The organism is Pseudarthrobacter sp. B907 (assembly GCF_040137805.1).
GTDB lineage: Bacteria > Actinomycetota > Actinomycetes > Actinomycetales > Micrococcaceae > Arthrobacter.
The window spans coordinates 205,368-219,238 of the sequence record NZ_JBEEQE010000006.1; the positions used below are offsets into that span (position 1 = coordinate 205,368).

Sequence of the window (13,871 nt, forward strand, 5' to 3'; positions counted from 1 at the left end):
AGGCCGCGGCGGTACCCGAGGGTCCGGGAAGGGCCGGCGACTGTGCGGCCGCGGTGCAGGCCAGAGCGGCCACCCCGCTAACCGCGGCAACAGTCATCTTGGCGATGCCCATGCTCACTCCCCATCAAAAAAATTCCAGGGCCGGTTCCGATTCGCCGGCCGCGCCCATCCTTGCAAACGTCCATGACGCGTGTCTAGTTTTCATGCCGTCGTCGGGACGCGCTCCAGCCGAAATAATTACGGTACCCAAACCTTTCGTAATTATGCGAAAGATAGGCTAGCCTTACTTAGGTTTGCATCACTTACCTAAGGAGTTCCGTGGCTTCCGCCGACTTCCCGCGCCCCTCCGGCCGCACCGCCCGCCGCCCCCGACCCCAGACCGCCGTACGGGCCGCCGCGCTCATTGCCGCCCTGGGCCTCGGCCTGACCGCGTGCTCCACCGGCCCGGCGTCGTCGACGGCGGCTGCCCCCGCCCCGGCCGCCGGCTCGGCGTTCCCGGTGACCATCAAGCACGTCTTCGGCGAGACGACCATCAAAAACCAGCCGCAGCGGGTCGTGACGGTTTCGTGGGTCAACGACGACGTCTCCCTCGCTCTCGGCGTGGTCCCGGCAGGAATGCCCAAGAACGAGTGGGGCGGCAACGCCAAGGGGTCCACGCCCTGGAAGGACGCAGCGCTGGACAAACTCGGCGCCGGGTTCGGATCGGGGAAGGCCCCGGCGCAGTACTCCGAGGCGGACGGCATCAACTTCACCGAGATCGCCAAGTTCAACCCGGACGTCATTCTCGGCGCCTACTCGGGCCTGACCGCGGAGGACTACAAAAAGCTCAGCGCAATCGCGCCCGTCGTAGCCCAGCCCGAGGTCGCTTACGGCACGTCGTGGCAGGATTCCACGGTCATGATCGGCAAGGCCCTGGGCAAGGAAACGGAGGCGTCCAAGCTCATCGCCGACACCGAAGGAGCCATTAAGGACAAGGTCTCGCGGTACCCCCAGCTCGCGGGCAAGACCTTTATCTACGGCAACCTCGAGCCGGCTAAGAGCGACGGCATCAACATCTACACTGCCAATGACAACCGCCCGCGCTTCCTCAGCGAGATCGGCATGAAACTGGCCCCCGTCGTGGCGGAGAAGTCCGGGAACTCCAAGGAATTCTTCATCCCGTGGTCGGCCGAGAAGGCCAACGAACTCAGCTCGGACGTCTTCGTGAGCTGGGTCCCCGATGCGAAGGCAGCGGATTCCATCAAAGCCGACGCCCTGCTGGGCCAGATTCCGGCCGTCAAGAACGGCGCCCTCGTCGCCGATTCCGACAACACCCTGACGCTGTCCATCTCGGCGTCCTCCCCGCTGAGCCTGCCCTGGGCCTTGGACGCCTTCCTGCCGAAGCTGGCGGGCGCGGCGGACAAAGCTGCCGGCCCCGGAAAGTAGGACCCGTCCCATGAGCATGCCTGCGACGATGGCGCGCCTCCCAGCGCCCGCCGCCTTGGCGGCGCCGGGGGCACCGGCGCCGGCCGGCGCTTCGGGTGCCCGCCGGGCAGCCTGGCTGGTGGCCGCCGTCGTCGTGCTGGGGCTCGTGGCCGCCGCGTCCCTGGCCGTTGGCGCCCGCGGCCTCAGCATCGGGACAGTGTGGCAGGCGCTGGCCGCGTTCAATCCGGACGACGGCGACCACGCCGTCGTCCATGCCCGGATCCCCCGCACCGTCCTTGGGCTGCTCGCGGGCGGGGCCCTTGGGCTCGCCGGGGCGGCGATGCAGGGGGTTGCCCGCAACCCGCTGGCTGACCCGGGGATCATCGGTGTCAACGCCGGCGCAGCCCTGGCCGTCGTCACCGGCATATATGTGTTTGGGATTTCCTCGCTGTCCGGATACATCTGGTTCGCGTTCCTCGGAGCCGGTGCGGCTGCCGCCCTCGTGTACGTCATCGCGTCGCTGGGCCGGGACGGTGCGACGCCGGTGAAGCTGGCCCTGGCCGGCGCCGCCCTGAGCGCGGGACTGTATTCACTCATGAACGTCATCCTGGTCTCGAGCCAGGACAGCCTGGACCGCTTCCGCTTCTGGCAGGTCGGCGGGATCGCCGGGCGTGACTGGTCCACGATCCACGCCGGGCTGCCCTTCCTGCTGCTCGGCACGGCCATTGTGCTTGGGGCGGGACGGAACCTCAACGGGCTCGCCCTGGGCGACGACGTCGCCAGCGGCCTCGGCCAGCGCGTGGGCCTGACCCGGGGTATCACCGCCCTGGGCGTCGTTCTGCTCTGCGGTTCGGCAACTGCGCTGGCGGGGCCCATCGGGTTCGTGGGGCTGGTGGTTCCGCATGCCGTCCGCTTCCTGACCGGCCCCGACTACCGCTGGATCCTGCCGTTCTCCCTGGTCCTGGCCCCCGTGCTGTTGCTCGCGGCCGACGTCGCCGGCCGGGTAATCCTGCTGCCGGGCGAGGTTCCGGCCGGAATTATGACGGCGCTTGCCGGTGCGCCGGTCTTCATCTGGCTGGTCCGCCGGAGCAAGGGGGCCGGACTGTGAGTGCCGCACCCGCAACCGGGAAGCCAGCCCGCATGCCCACCCGCACTGCTTTCCTGGCCCTCGCCGTGGTGGGCGTCTTCGCCGCAGCCGTGCTGCTGGGCAGCTACACCGTGACCATCCCGGACTTCTTCAGGATTCTGGCGGCGCACCTCACGGGCGGAGCCAAGATCCCGGGCGCAAGCTTCATCGTGATGGAAGACAAGCTGCCGCGCGCCGTGGTCGGTGGCCTGACCGGTGCGGCGTTCGGCCTCTCCGGCGCCCTGTTCCAGACGATGCTGCGCAACCCCCTGGCCAGCCCCGACGTGATCGGCATCAGCTACGGCGCCAGCGCCGCGGCCGTCGCGGCAATCGTGGTCTTCGGCGCCTCCGGGGCCGTCGTGTCGGGGGCGGCCCTCGCGGGGGCGCTCGGCGTCGCCGCCCTTATCTACGCAATTTCCCGGCGTGGTGCCCTCGGTGCGGCGGCAGGCCGCGGGGACGCAGCGGGCAACCGGCTGATCCTGGCCGGCGTGGGCATCGCTGCCGCCCTGCAGGCCGTGGTCAGTTTCCTCATGACCCGGGCGGACATCCGGACCGCGGCCGACGTGCTCGTCTGGCTCAACGGCTCGCTCAACGCCGCCAGCTGGGAGCGGGCCGGGGTCCTCGGCCTGGCCCTGCTCGTGCTGGTCCCCGGCGTGGCCGTCCTCGCCCTGCCGCTGCGCATCCTCGAACTCGGCGACGACACCGCCGCGGGCCTGGGCGTCAGCGTGGGCCGCACCCGGCTCGCCGTCGTCGTGACCGCAGTGGGCCTGGCCGCCGTGGCAACCGCGGCGGCCGGACCCGTCGCCTTCGTGGCCTTCCTCGCTGGTCCGATCTCCCGCCGCGTTGTCAACAAGGCAAGCCTGCCGGCGGCCGCCCTGGCCGGGATGCTGATCGTGCTGGCCGCCGATTTCCTTGCGGCGAACCTCGCACCCCTCGTGCTCAGTGGGACCGTACTGCCCGTCGGCGTCGTTACCGGCGCGCTGGGTGCACCCTTCCTCCTGTGGCTCCTGGTCACCGCCAACCGAAAGGACGCCTGACATGGCCACCCTGCACGCCTCCGGCTTGACCCTGAAATATGACCAGCGGATAGTCCTTGAGGGGCTGAGCACCGAGATCCCCGAGGGCGAGGTGACCATGATCGTGGGCGCCAACGCCTGCGGAAAATCGACACTGCTCCGCGCCCTGTCCCGGCTGCTCAAGCCCGCGGCCGGCACGGTGAGCCTCGGCGGCAAGGACATCCACACGAGGCCAGCCCGCGAGGTGGCCCGCATCCTCGGGCTGCTTCCGCAGCATCCGACGGCGCCTGACGGCATCACCGTCCGGGACCTGGTGGGCCGCGGCCGCTTCCCGCACCAGAGCTTCTTCCGCGGCTGGTCCGGCGGAGCATCGCTGCAGGATGAGCGCGCCGTGCACGAGGCCATGTCCGCTACCGACACCCTGGGAATCGCCGACCGTACCGTCGATCAGCTCTCCGGCGGGCAGCGGCAGCGTGTATGGATCGCGATGGCCCTGGCCCAGGAAACCGAGGTGCTGCTGCTCGATGAACCCACCACCTACCTTGACCTCGCGCACCAGGTGGAAGTCCTGGACCTGCTGACGGACCTGAACCGCCGGCGGGGCACCACGGTGGCGATCGTGCTGCACGACCTCAATCTGGCCGCTCGCTACGCGGACCACATCATCGCCATGAAGAACGGCCGCATCGCCGCCGAGGGCGACGCCGGGACGGTCATCACGGAGTCCTTGGTCCGCGACGTCTTCGGGCTCGAGTCCAGGGTGGTGTCCGACCCTGTCTCCGGCACCCCGCTGATTGTCCCGCTCGGCCGCCACCACACCGCGCCCGCCCATGCATCGCCCGCCTCCGTACCGAACCCGCAGCTGGAGCTGATCCCATGACCGCAACGCGTCCCCCGTCCCCGGCTCCCGCGGCGGTGACGGCACTGCCCGCCGCCGAGCCCATGACCAGGGCATTCGACGTCCGCGTCACGGCCGTGGAACAGCTCAGCCCGAATTTCCGCCGGATCACCTTCGGCGGCTACTCGCTGCGCCACTTCGGCGTGCACGGAAACACCCTGGACCTGCGGATCAAGCTCATGATCCCCTCCCGGGCCGCCGACGGCACCGGCCTCCCGCTGCCCGAATTCCGGACCGAAAAGCCCGCCTGGTACAGCGAATGGCTGGCCCTGGACCCGGCTGTCCGGGGCGCCATGCGCACCTACACCGTGCGGCAGGCGCGCCTCGACTCCGTCTATCCGGAGATCGACGTCGACTTCGTGCTGCACTTCGACGCAGCCGGCAAGGGCGGCCCCGCCGCCGACTGGGCGGCCCGTGCCCGGCCGGGCGACGGGCTGGTCCTGATCGGGCCCAACAACCGGGCAGCGCACTGCGTCACGGCGGAAAGCTACGCCGGCATCGAATGGCGGCCGGGCCTGGCCCAAAGGGTGCTCCTGGCCGGCGATGAAACAGCGGTTCCCGCCATCGGCGCCATCCTCGAATGCCTCCCGCCGTACCTGAACGGCCAGGCGCTGCTGGAGGTCCCCTCGCCCGCCGACTTCCAGGACCTCGGCTCGCCCGCCGACGTCGCCGTCACCTGGCTGGCCCGCAGTACGGCGAACGGGACCCGGCCGCGCGGCGAGCGCCTCCAGGCGGCCGTCCGCGCGGCCGTACCGCCGCCGGGCTGGGTGGGCGTCACCGCACCGGATCCCTCCGCCGGCCCGGAACCCGAGGACGTCAACGTGGACCTGGACATCCTCTGGGACACCCCGGCACGGNCGTACCGCCGCCGGGCTGGGTGGGCGTCACCGCACCGGATCCCTCCGCCGGCCCGGAACCCGAGGACGTCAACGTGGACCTGGACATCCTCTGGGACACCCCGGCACGGCTGGATGCGGCGGCGCTCCGCACCGGCCGCAACCCGGGCAAACCGGCCGGCGCCCTCCCGTTCTACGCGTGGATCGCGGGCGAAGCTGGCACCGTCAAGGACCTGCGCCGCTACCTTGTGCGGGACGTGGGGATCGACAGGAAGCAGGTTGCGTTCATGGGGTACTGGCGGCAGGGGAAGGCGGAGCTCTAGGCCGTTTCCCGCGGAACCGCCGCACCACTTGTGCCCCGGACGTTAACCCCGACGTCGTCCGGCGGCGCTACCGTGGCGCCATGGCCGAGAATCTCCTGACTCCGGGTCCGAACGGGCGGCGGGTCTTTGTTGCCCTCGGGGACTCCTTCACCGAGGGTGTGGGCGACCGCAGCAACAGGCTGCCCAACGGGGTCCGCGGCTGGGCCGACCGCGTGGCCGAGAAACTGGCGAAGGCGGACCCGGGGTGGGAGTACGCCAATCTCGCCATCCGCAGCAAGCGCCTGCGCCACATCATCGCGGAGCAGCTGGAACCGGCCTTGGCCATGGAACCGACCCTGGTTACCCTTTACGCCGGCGGGAACGACATCCTGGACTTCGGCACGGACATAGAAGACCTGATGGATGACTACGAGTACCTCGTCTCAAGGCTCGCCGCCAGCGGGGCCACCGTGGTGCTGTTCACGGGCTTCGACGTCAAGGTCTCGGTCCTGCTCGAACCGTTGAAGAGGCGCAACACCCTCTACAACCGGCGCGTCCGCGAGCTGGCCCACTGGTACGGCGCGGTGCTGGTCGACTACTGGTGCTTTGAGGCTTTCCACGATCCGCGAATGTGGGATACGGACCGGCTGCACATGTCCAAGGCCGGCCACAAGTACCTGGCCGCGCAGGTGCTGGACCATCTGGGCGTGCCGCACAACATCAGCCCCAAAGAATGGGAGCCGCCGGCCAGGCTCGGCCTGCGGGATTGGGAGCGGCGGCAGCGCCGCTGGGTGCACGACTGGGTGCTGCCCCTCTTTGGCCGCAAACTTCGCGGCGTCACGCTGGGAGACCAGCTCAACCCGCGGTGGCCCCAACCTGTGAAGGTCCCCCGCAAGGGCGGGCTGAAGAAGCTGCTGCCGGGGTGAGCTAGCTGTCCAGCAGGTTTTCGTACCCCGGTGCGACGCGGCTGGCGTGGAACTCCTCGACGTCGAATTCCGCCACGCCGTTGACGTAGAAGGGGTCTTGTTCCAGCGCAGCGTCCAGGTCGGCGCGGTCCGCGTTGGAGAGCAGGAGGGCGCCGGTGCGCGGGATCTTGCGGCCCGCCACCATAAAGACTCCGCGGTCGAAGGCATCCTGCAGCCAGGCGACATGCGCCGGCAGGTGGAAGTCGACGATCTCTTCAGGCACCTTGTAGGTCAGGGAGACTACGTACATAGCGTCAGCCTACCGCCTGCGCGGGGCGGCCCGGAGGGTACTTTGGCCGCCCGTGCCGCGCCTGGTTGAACCCTCAAGCTTCGAGTCTCCTAGAATGGTGCCATGACCGAACCGCGCTGGCTTAACGCCGACGAACGCCGTGCCTGGCTGGCCCAGCTGAGCATCAACACGCTGCTGCCCGCCGCGCTGGACACGCAGCTGCACGCGGCCGGAAAGCTCTCGCTGTTCGACTACAACGTCCTGGCCATGCTGTCCGAGGCGGAGGGGCGCTACCTGCCCATGAGCGAACTCGCGGCACGCACCAGTGCCTCGCTGTCGCGGCTCTCGCACGTGGTGACCAAACTCCAAAACCGCGGCTGGCTGGAGCGCCGGCCGCACCCCGGCGACGCCCGCGTCACCACGGCACACCTCACCGACGCCGGCATGGCCACCATTGCGGGGCTCGCGCCGGGCCATGTGGAGGCCGTCCGGTCGCTCTTCCTGGACGCCCTCGATCCGGACGACGTCGCGGCCCTGGCCCGGATCGGCGAGAAGATCGTGTCCCGGCTCGACACCGACCACTGGATCCTGCGCGACAACACGCTTCCCCCCGCCTAGGGCAGCCCGCACGGTCCCTTGGTTGCTCTCAGCAACAGATGGCAAACTGGGGTCCATGGATTTCACTGCCCGCTACGTTGCACTCGGAGACTCCTTCACGGAAGGAGTCGGCGACGATGATCCGGCCCGCCCCAACGGGGTACGCGGCTGGGCGGACCGCGTCGCCGAGCAGTTGGGCGCGGCCGACCCGGGCTTCGGCTACGCCAACCTCGCCATCCGCGGGCGGAAACTCCGCCAGATCATGGCCGAGCAGGTGGACGCCGCCGTCGCGCTGAACCCCACTCTGGTGACCATCTACGCCGGTGCGAATGACATCCTCCGTCCCAAAATCGACATCGATGACCTTCTGGTGGAATACGATGCGGGCATCCGCAAACTGAAGGCCACCGGCGCCACCGTGGTGATGTTCACCGGCTTCGACGCCCGCGGCTCCAAGGTTTTTGGGACCATGCGCGGCCGGACCGCGATCTACAACGAACTGGTCCGCGGCATCGCCGGCGATCACGGTGCCCTGCTGGTGGACTACTGGCGGTTCAGCGAGTACTACGACTGGGGCATGTGGGCCACCGACCGGATGCACATGTCCGCCGCCGGCCACGCCAACATGGCCAAGCGGGTCCTCACCGTGCTGGAGCACGAGCACTCGATCGACGTCCCGCCGATGACGCCGGTCCCGGAACTCAGCCGCTCCGAGGCGATCCGCGCGAACGCCCGCTGGGTGCGCGAATTCGCTGGCCCGTGGGTGGTGCGCCGCGTCACGGGAAAGTCCTCCGGCGACGGGCTGTCGCCGCGGTATCCTCAGCTCACCCGTCTTTAGCAACGCAAGGAGCAACAGGATGACCCGCAGCGCCCTCAGCTTCCCGGCCGGTTTCCTGTGGGGAGCCGCCACCGCCGCTTACCAGATCGAGGGCGCCGCACGGGAGGGAGGCCGCGGGGAATCCATCTGGGACGTCTTTTGCCGGGTGCCGGGGGCCGTCGCGGATGCCCAGAATGGCGGTGTCGCCTGCGACCACTACCACCGCACGGCCGAGGACATCGCGCTGATGAAGGACCTGAACCTGGCCGCCTACCGGTTCTCGATCTCCTGGGCCCGCTGCATGCCCGACGGCGTGACGCCGAATCCCGAAGGCATCGCGTTCTACTCGCGCCTGGTCGATCAGCTGCTCGACGCCGGCATCACACCCTGGGTCACCCTGTACCACTGGGACCTGCCGCAGGCGCTGGAAGACAAGGGCGGCTGGGCGTCACGGGAAACCGCCGAGCGTTTTGCCGCCTACGCCGCTCTCATGCACGAGGCGCTCGGGGACCGGGTGCGGATCTGGACCACCCTCAACGAACCCTGGGTCTCCGCGTTCCTGGGTTACGCCGCAGGCATCCACGCCCCGGGACGTCGGGAGCCCGCCGCGGCGCTCGCAGCTGTCCACCACCTGCTGCTGGGCCACGGACTGGCCGTCCGCGAGCTCCGCCGGCGGGATCCGGAGGCGACGCTGGGCATCACCTTGAACCTGACGGTGGCCGATCCTGCCGATCCGGACCGGGAGGGGGACGTGGACGCGGCCCGCAGGGTGGACGGACAGTCGAACCGGCTGTTCCTGGACCCGATCTTCCGCGGCGAATACCCGGCGGACGTGCTGGCCGACGTCGCGCACCTCGGCATGGCCGACGTCGTCCGGCCGGGGGACCTCGACGTGATTTCGGCACCCGTCGACGTGCTGGGCGTCAATTACTACCACGGGGACGCCTTCACCACCGACCCCGAGCCGCGGCCGGCGCAGCCGGCGTCCCCGCTGGTTGCGGCCGACGGCGTCCGGCAGGTGCCGCGCGGCCTGCCCGTCACCGGGATGGGCTGGGAGGTGCAGCCCGAGGGCCTCCGCCGGCTGCTGAACCGGCTGCAGCGCGAGTACACCGGCCCGGCCGGCATCCCGATCTACATCACGGAAAACGGCGCCGCCTTCGAGGACGTTCCGGATGCCGCGGGATTTGTCGATGACCAGGCGCGGCTTGCCTTCTTCGACGAGCATCTGCGGGCCCTGCACGCGTCGTTGGCCGACGGCGTGGACGTCCGTGGCTACTTCGCCTGGTCCCTGCTGGACAACTTCGAATGGGCCTTCGGCTACCACCAGCGCTTCGGGCTGGTCCGGGTGGACTACGACACCCAGCGCCGCATCCCGAAGGCCAGCGGCCTGTGGTACTCCCGCGTCGCCGCGTCCAACGCCCTGACGGCGATGGACGAATCAGCCTAGGCGCGGAATCCCTGCGTCGCGAGGATGCCGCCGTCGTTCCGGATGGCAAGAACCTCAACGTCCCAGCCGCTGGTGGCCCGGTTGAGCATGGGAACCCCGCCAGCCACGACGGCCGTCGCGAGCACATCGGCGGTGACGATGTCCGCCGCGGCGACCGAGACCTGCCGGAATGCGCTGACCCCGGCGCCGCTGGTCCAGATGTGGTCGCCGCGCTCGGCGGAACCTGAGGTGGCCAGCGCCCCCACGCCCGTGCCGCCGCCGAGCGGGTAGGCGGCGATCAAGGTCGTGCGGTCCTCCGGGTCGACGATCCCGGCCTGCCAGGAGGCCCGGCTGCCGGCGATGGGCGAACCGGTAGCGAGGACATCGCCGCCGGCGTTCAGGCACCAGTCGCCGAGCCCCAGCGACTGCAGGGCGGCTCCGGCTTCTTTGATCGCGAAGCCCTTGACCAGCCCGGACAGGTCCGGAACGCCGTCCGGCCGTTCCGGCGTGAAGGCGCCCTCGGTCAGGAGCCGCCATTGGGCGGCCTCGGCATAGCGGTCCCGGAAGTCCTGTGAGGCCGCCCGCAGCGTCAATTCCCTGCGGGCAAGCCTGCTGGCCTCGGATTCCGTCCGGTACAGGCTGAAACGTGCGTCGAGTTCCTGGAACAGCCGTTCGACGGCGCCGGTGGCGTCCGTGAGTGCCTCCTCTGCCGCAGCTGACCGCTCGCCCGGAGCAACCGGCACGGTGAGGCTGATGACGGTTCCCATGCAGCGGAAGGTCTTTGCCTTCAGCTGCGGGACCTCAAGGTCAGAGGTGGGCTGCATCAAGGGCTGCCTGGAGCGAGGTCAGATAGGCGGAGCTGGTGACGGTGGCGCCGCTGATGGTCTGGACCTTGGCCGATTGGGCCTTGAGGACCGCCGCGCGCAGCAGCGGCGCGGCGCGGTTGCTGATCTGCACCGACTTCCGGTCGTCATCGGTGAGCTGCAGGGCGGTGACGTCGGTAATGGTGCCGGCGCTGACACTGATCTGCACCTGCACCGCGCCGAAGCGGGTCTGTACAACCTTGCCGGCAAAGGTACCGGCCGCGTTCGAGCCGGTGCCCGAGGAACCGGACGAGCCGGTGGACCCGGAGGCAGCTGCGGAACTCCCCGCCGACCCGCTCGAGCCCTTGCTGCTTGACCCGGATCCCGACCCCGTGGTGCCGGTGGTCCCGGTGCCAGTGGCCCCGGCGGGGCCGGCCGTGGTGCCGGTTGCGCTGGCCGTGTCCGCCACGTGGGTTCCCGACTGCCAGCCGGCCACCAGGATCCCGGCGGAGGCCAGGGTTGCTGAAACTATTGCGCGGATTCTCACCAGTCGAACCTTTCGTAGTGGAGTTGCTCTTCCCGCACGCCGGCCCGGCGTGCGTCATCGAGGACGTTGCGGGCCCATCCGGCCGGCCCGCAGACGTAGACGTCGGCGTCGGCCAGGTTGGGCGCGTAGCTTGCCAGCCGGTAGCCGGCGCGCGCCTCGCTCTCCGGCAGCCAGGTCTGCGCTCCCCGGGGCCGGCGCCCGGTCAGGTGGAACAAGGTGGCGCCGCGGCGCTGGCAGAGCTCGAGGATCTCGTCGCCGAGGTACAGCCCGGACGTGCTGTGGCCGCGGAGAATGACGGTGGCGTCCCCCGGCTCGAACGGAGTCCGCTCCAGCAGGGCGCGGATGGGGGTGATGCCGATGCCGGCGCCGATCATGACCACGTGCCGGCGGCTGCGGGCCGCGGTGCTGAACAGCCCGTAGGGTCCTTCGACCGCAACCCGGGTGCCGGGCTTCAGCCTCGCCAGCGCCGCCGAGCCCTGGCCGAGGTTGCGGACCGTGATCCGCAACCGCCCGCCGCCGTCGGCGTCCACCTGCAGCGGCTCCGCGGAGAGGCTGAACGGATGCGGGTGCCACCACTGCCCGGGGGCCAGGAACCGCCAAATAAAGAACCGGCCGCCGCTGCCGGACAGCTCGTCGAGGTGCCGGCCCGCCATTTCGATGCTGACCGCCCCATGGCCCACGGCCACCACCCGGCTGACGCGCAGCTGGTGCCGGAGCGTGGCCACGACCGGCTCGAGGACCCGGTAGTGCACCAGCGCCGCCCCGGTGCCGATGCAGACCGCAAGCCAGTACCAGCGCTGCCAGGTGCCCTCGGCAAAGAGGCCGCCGACGCTGAACTGGTGGGGCAGTGACGTCAGCACCGCGGCGTAGGTCAGCAGGTGGACGGCGTACCAGAACTCATAGGGAAAACGACGGCGGACGGCCACCAGCGAGGTCACGACGACGGCGATGAACAACGCCAGCGAAACGAACGCGAGCCACATGTCGGGCACGAGGACCCACAGGGCCACCGCTTCGCTGACCGGGTCGAGCCCTTCGGCCAGTCCGTAGCCGGTCGCGAGCAGGACGCCGTGTGCCAGCAGGAGGTAGAGGGAGGGTTTTCCGAGTTTGCGGTGGAATTCAAGGGCGCGGTCATGGCCCACGGCGCCGTCGATGATCGGCAGGCGGGCCGCGAGGAGCAGCATCAGCAGGACCAGGTCCATCCCGGCGAGACCGGCCACGATCCCCGGTGCCGTGATGGCTCCGGCAACGCTTGAGAAGCCCGCGGCACTGCCGTCGGCGAGCCACAAGGCCACGGCCCCGGCCACGGAGGTCCAGGCAATCACCGTCAGGAGGTCTGCTTGAATCATCCGCCGGCGGTGTTGTCCCTTGAAAGCGTTACCGGGGGCCCGTCGGACCGCGGGGCGCACGGCGGTCTGGGTTGATGTGTTCATGCATCCAAGACTCTGCCCGGTGCCTATCATTTTGCTGTGAAAGGACTGCGCCCCTGTTATGACTTCGCTGCGGGGGCCGCCGCCGCTTATACACCCCGGAGACCCGGATTGGTCTTTAATTCGCCAAACTCGTAGACTTGGTAGGCGCTAGGTGGCGCGGAGCGTGTGCAATTGCTCCGGTTGGCGGGAAAGTCTGCGAAATCAGGCTCTTCCGGTGGCCGGTAGTTAGGGGCTCAAGTTGCGTGCACTCCTGTATTCGCCCAGTTTCCGGGCACTCCGCGGTGGCTACCTCAAAGGTTTCCTCCGCCCCGTGCCCGAGACCCACAATCGTCGCCGCAGTGATGACTGCAACCGGTTCAGCCGGCTGCCGCAGCACCGCCGGACGCATGTGGGAGCTGGATACGGACGCTGCCGATCGCACGGTTACGCGGAACTCCGCCGACCGTTTCATTTTATTTTCACGAGGAGAGTCGTCATGGCAGCACACTGCCAGGTGACCGGAGCCGAGCCGGGCTTTGGACACAGCATTTCGCACTCGCACCGCCGCAACAAGCGCCGGTTCGACCCGAACATCCAGAAGAAGCGCTACTGGGTTCCGTCCCTGCGCCGTAATGTCACCCTGCAGGTCTCTGCACGTGGCATCAAGACCATCGACGTACGCGGCATCGACGTAGTCGTCGCCGCCATCCTGGCACGAGGAGTGAAGCTCTAGTGGCAAAGGACAAGGACGTACGTCCGATCATCAAGCTCAAGTCGACCGCGGGCACGGGTTACACCTACGTGACGCGCAAGAACCGTCGTAACGACCCGGACCGTATGGTCCTGCGGAAGTACGATCCCAAAATCCGCCAGCACGTCGAATTCCGAGAGGAGCGCTAAACACATGGCTAAGAAGTCAATGATCGCTAAGAACGAACAGCGTAAAGTCATCGTCGAGCGTTACGCTGCAAAGCGCCTCGAACTGAAGAAGGCTCTGGTTGACCCCAACTCAACCGATGAAGCACGCGAAGCCGCACGCCTCGGCCTGCAGAAGCTGCCCCGCAACGCCTCGCCGGTCCGCCTGCGTAACCGCGACATCATCGACGGCCGCCCCCGCGGTACGTTCCAGAAGTTCGGTATCTCCCGTGTTCGCTTCCGCGACATGGCTCACCGCGGTGAGCTCCCGGGCATCACGAAGTCTTCCTGGTAATTCAGCACTCCTGAATCCAGTGGCTTGAAGAAGGGCCGGCACCCGTTTGGGTGCCGGCCCTTCTCGCGTTAAGCGCCGTGCCCGCCGTGCGGCTTTCATCGGAGGCGCTGCGGTGACGGAGCACACACGCCAACATTCGACGCCGGCTGCCCCGGTAAGGGCGTTGGCGGCCAGTTTAGGCCCGTCTTTCCGCGGATCTTCGTGCCAGGGGGGCCGATTTGTTTGGGGTCGGGTTGGTGTGTAAAGTAGTTCGAGTCGCCGCCGCTGATGCGGAGAGATAGCG

Annotated in this window: 15 protein-coding genes and 2 pseudogenes; 13 read left to right on the top strand and 4 right to left on the bottom strand. The window is 69.0% G+C overall.

Going from position 1 to position 13,871, the window contains the following annotated elements:
• The first annotated feature begins 318 nt into the window (after window positions 1-318).
• From ABLI39_RS07660 to ABLI39_RS07690, 7 genes and pseudogenes are all read left to right on the top strand, one after another.
• Window positions 319-1,425 (top strand): iron-siderophore ABC transporter substrate-binding protein, encoded by a 1,107-nt coding sequence (locus ABLI39_RS07660; protein ID WP_349412845.1) that lies wholly within the window; start codon window positions 319-321, stop codon window positions 1,423-1,425.
• A gap of 10 nt (window positions 1,426-1,435) precedes the next feature.
• Window positions 1,436-2,512 (top strand): FecCD family ABC transporter permease, encoded by a 1,077-nt coding sequence (locus ABLI39_RS07665; protein ID WP_349412846.1) that lies wholly within the window; start codon window positions 1,436-1,438, stop codon window positions 2,510-2,512.
• Window positions 2,513-2,544: 32 nt separating this feature from the next.
• Window positions 2,545-3,567, top strand: a complete 1,023-nt coding sequence (locus ABLI39_RS07670) for a FecCD family ABC transporter permease (protein ID WP_349412847.1) — start codon at window positions 2,545-2,547, stop codon at window positions 3,565-3,567.
• Window position 3,568: 1 nt separating this feature from the next.
• Window positions 3,569-4,426 carry an ABC transporter ATP-binding protein gene (locus ABLI39_RS07675; protein ID WP_349412848.1) on the top strand — a complete coding sequence of 286 codons (858 nt, stop codon included), beginning with the start codon at window positions 3,569-3,571 and terminating at the stop codon, window positions 4,424-4,426.
• 62 nt (window positions 4,427-4,488) lie between these two features.
• A pseudogene (locus ABLI39_RS07680) lies at window positions 4,489-5,145 on the top strand (siderophore-interacting protein); the annotation flags it as partial.
• 89 nt (window positions 5,146-5,234) lie between these two features.
• Window positions 5,235-5,603: pseudogene (locus ABLI39_RS17410) on the top strand (SIP domain-containing protein); the annotation flags it as partial.
• A gap of 80 nt (window positions 5,604-5,683) precedes the next feature.
• Window positions 5,684-6,508 (top strand): SGNH/GDSL hydrolase family protein, encoded by an 825-nt coding sequence (locus tag ABLI39_RS07690; RefSeq protein WP_349412849.1) that lies wholly within the window; start codon window positions 5,684-5,686, stop codon window positions 6,506-6,508.
• A gap of 1 nt (window position 6,509) precedes the next feature.
• On the opposite strand, the gene ABLI39_RS07695 is transcribed toward ABLI39_RS07690, so the two are convergent.
• Complete coding sequence (locus ABLI39_RS07695; protein ID WP_349412850.1) at window positions 6,510-6,797, bottom strand: YciI family protein; 288 nt, start codon at window positions 6,795-6,797, stop codon at window positions 6,510-6,512.
• Window positions 6,798-6,899: 102 nt separating this feature from the next.
• Between ABLI39_RS07695 and ABLI39_RS07700 the strand changes: the two genes are divergently transcribed.
• Genes ABLI39_RS07700 through ABLI39_RS07710 form a run of 3 tightly spaced genes read left to right on the top strand, consistent with a single transcriptional unit; the run spans window position 6,900 to window position 9,637 of the window.
• Window positions 6,900-7,394 (top strand): MarR family winged helix-turn-helix transcriptional regulator, encoded by a 495-nt coding sequence (locus ABLI39_RS07700; protein ID WP_349412851.1) that lies wholly within the window; start codon window positions 6,900-6,902, stop codon window positions 7,392-7,394.
• 55 nt (window positions 7,395-7,449) lie between these two features.
• Entirely contained in the window at window positions 7,450-8,211 is a 762-nt protein-coding gene (locus ABLI39_RS07705) for an SGNH/GDSL hydrolase family protein (RefSeq protein WP_349412852.1), read from the top strand.
• Window positions 8,212-8,230: 19 nt separating this feature from the next.
• A complete protein-coding gene (locus tag ABLI39_RS07710) occupies window positions 8,231-9,637 on the top strand; it encodes a GH1 family beta-glucosidase (RefSeq protein ID WP_349412853.1) in 1,407 nt (468 codons plus the stop codon).
• Here the strand turns inward: ABLI39_RS07710 and ABLI39_RS07715 are convergent.
• From ABLI39_RS07715 to ABLI39_RS07725, 3 genes are read right to left on the bottom strand one after another with little or no spacing between them, the layout of a single operon-like run.
• Entirely contained in the window at window positions 9,634-10,440 is an 807-nt protein-coding gene (locus ABLI39_RS07715; protein ID WP_349412854.1) for an FAD:protein FMN transferase, read from the bottom strand. The genes ABLI39_RS07710 and ABLI39_RS07715 overlap by 4 nt on opposite strands.
• The gene (locus tag ABLI39_RS07720) at window positions 10,424-10,966 is read right to left on the bottom strand and encodes an FMN-binding protein (protein ID WP_349412855.1); all 543 of its coding nucleotides are present in this window, start codon (window positions 10,964-10,966) and stop codon (window positions 10,424-10,426) included. Before ABLI39_RS07720 ends, ABLI39_RS07715 begins: the two co-directional genes overlap by 17 nt.
• The gene (locus ABLI39_RS07725; protein WP_349412856.1) at window positions 10,963-12,315 is read right to left on the bottom strand and encodes a ferredoxin reductase family protein; all 1,353 of its coding nucleotides are present in this window, start codon (window positions 12,313-12,315) and stop codon (window positions 10,963-10,965) included. Before ABLI39_RS07725 ends, ABLI39_RS07720 begins: the two co-directional genes overlap by 4 nt.
• Window positions 12,316-12,874: 559 nt before the next feature.
• Between ABLI39_RS07725 and rpmB the strand changes: the two genes are divergently transcribed.
• The 3 genes from rpmB to rpsN are packed head-to-tail and all read left to right on the top strand — an operon-like array spanning window position 12,875 to window position 13,588.
• On the top strand, window positions 12,875-13,111 hold the full coding sequence (gene rpmB / locus ABLI39_RS07730) for a 50S ribosomal protein L28 (protein WP_011693744.1): 237 nt from the start codon (window positions 12,875-12,877) through the stop codon (window positions 13,109-13,111).
• The gene (rpmG, locus tag ABLI39_RS07735) at window positions 13,111-13,278 is read left to right on the top strand and encodes a 50S ribosomal protein L33 (RefSeq protein WP_056737121.1); all 168 of its coding nucleotides are present in this window, start codon (window positions 13,111-13,113) and stop codon (window positions 13,276-13,278) included. Before rpmB ends, rpmG begins: the two co-directional genes overlap by 1 nt.
• A gap of 4 nt (window positions 13,279-13,282) precedes the next feature.
• Complete coding sequence (rpsN, locus tag ABLI39_RS07740) at window positions 13,283-13,588, top strand: 30S ribosomal protein S14 (RefSeq protein ID WP_043485315.1); 306 nt, start codon at window positions 13,283-13,285, stop codon at window positions 13,586-13,588.
• The last annotated feature ends 283 nt before the right edge of the window (window positions 13,589-13,871 follow it).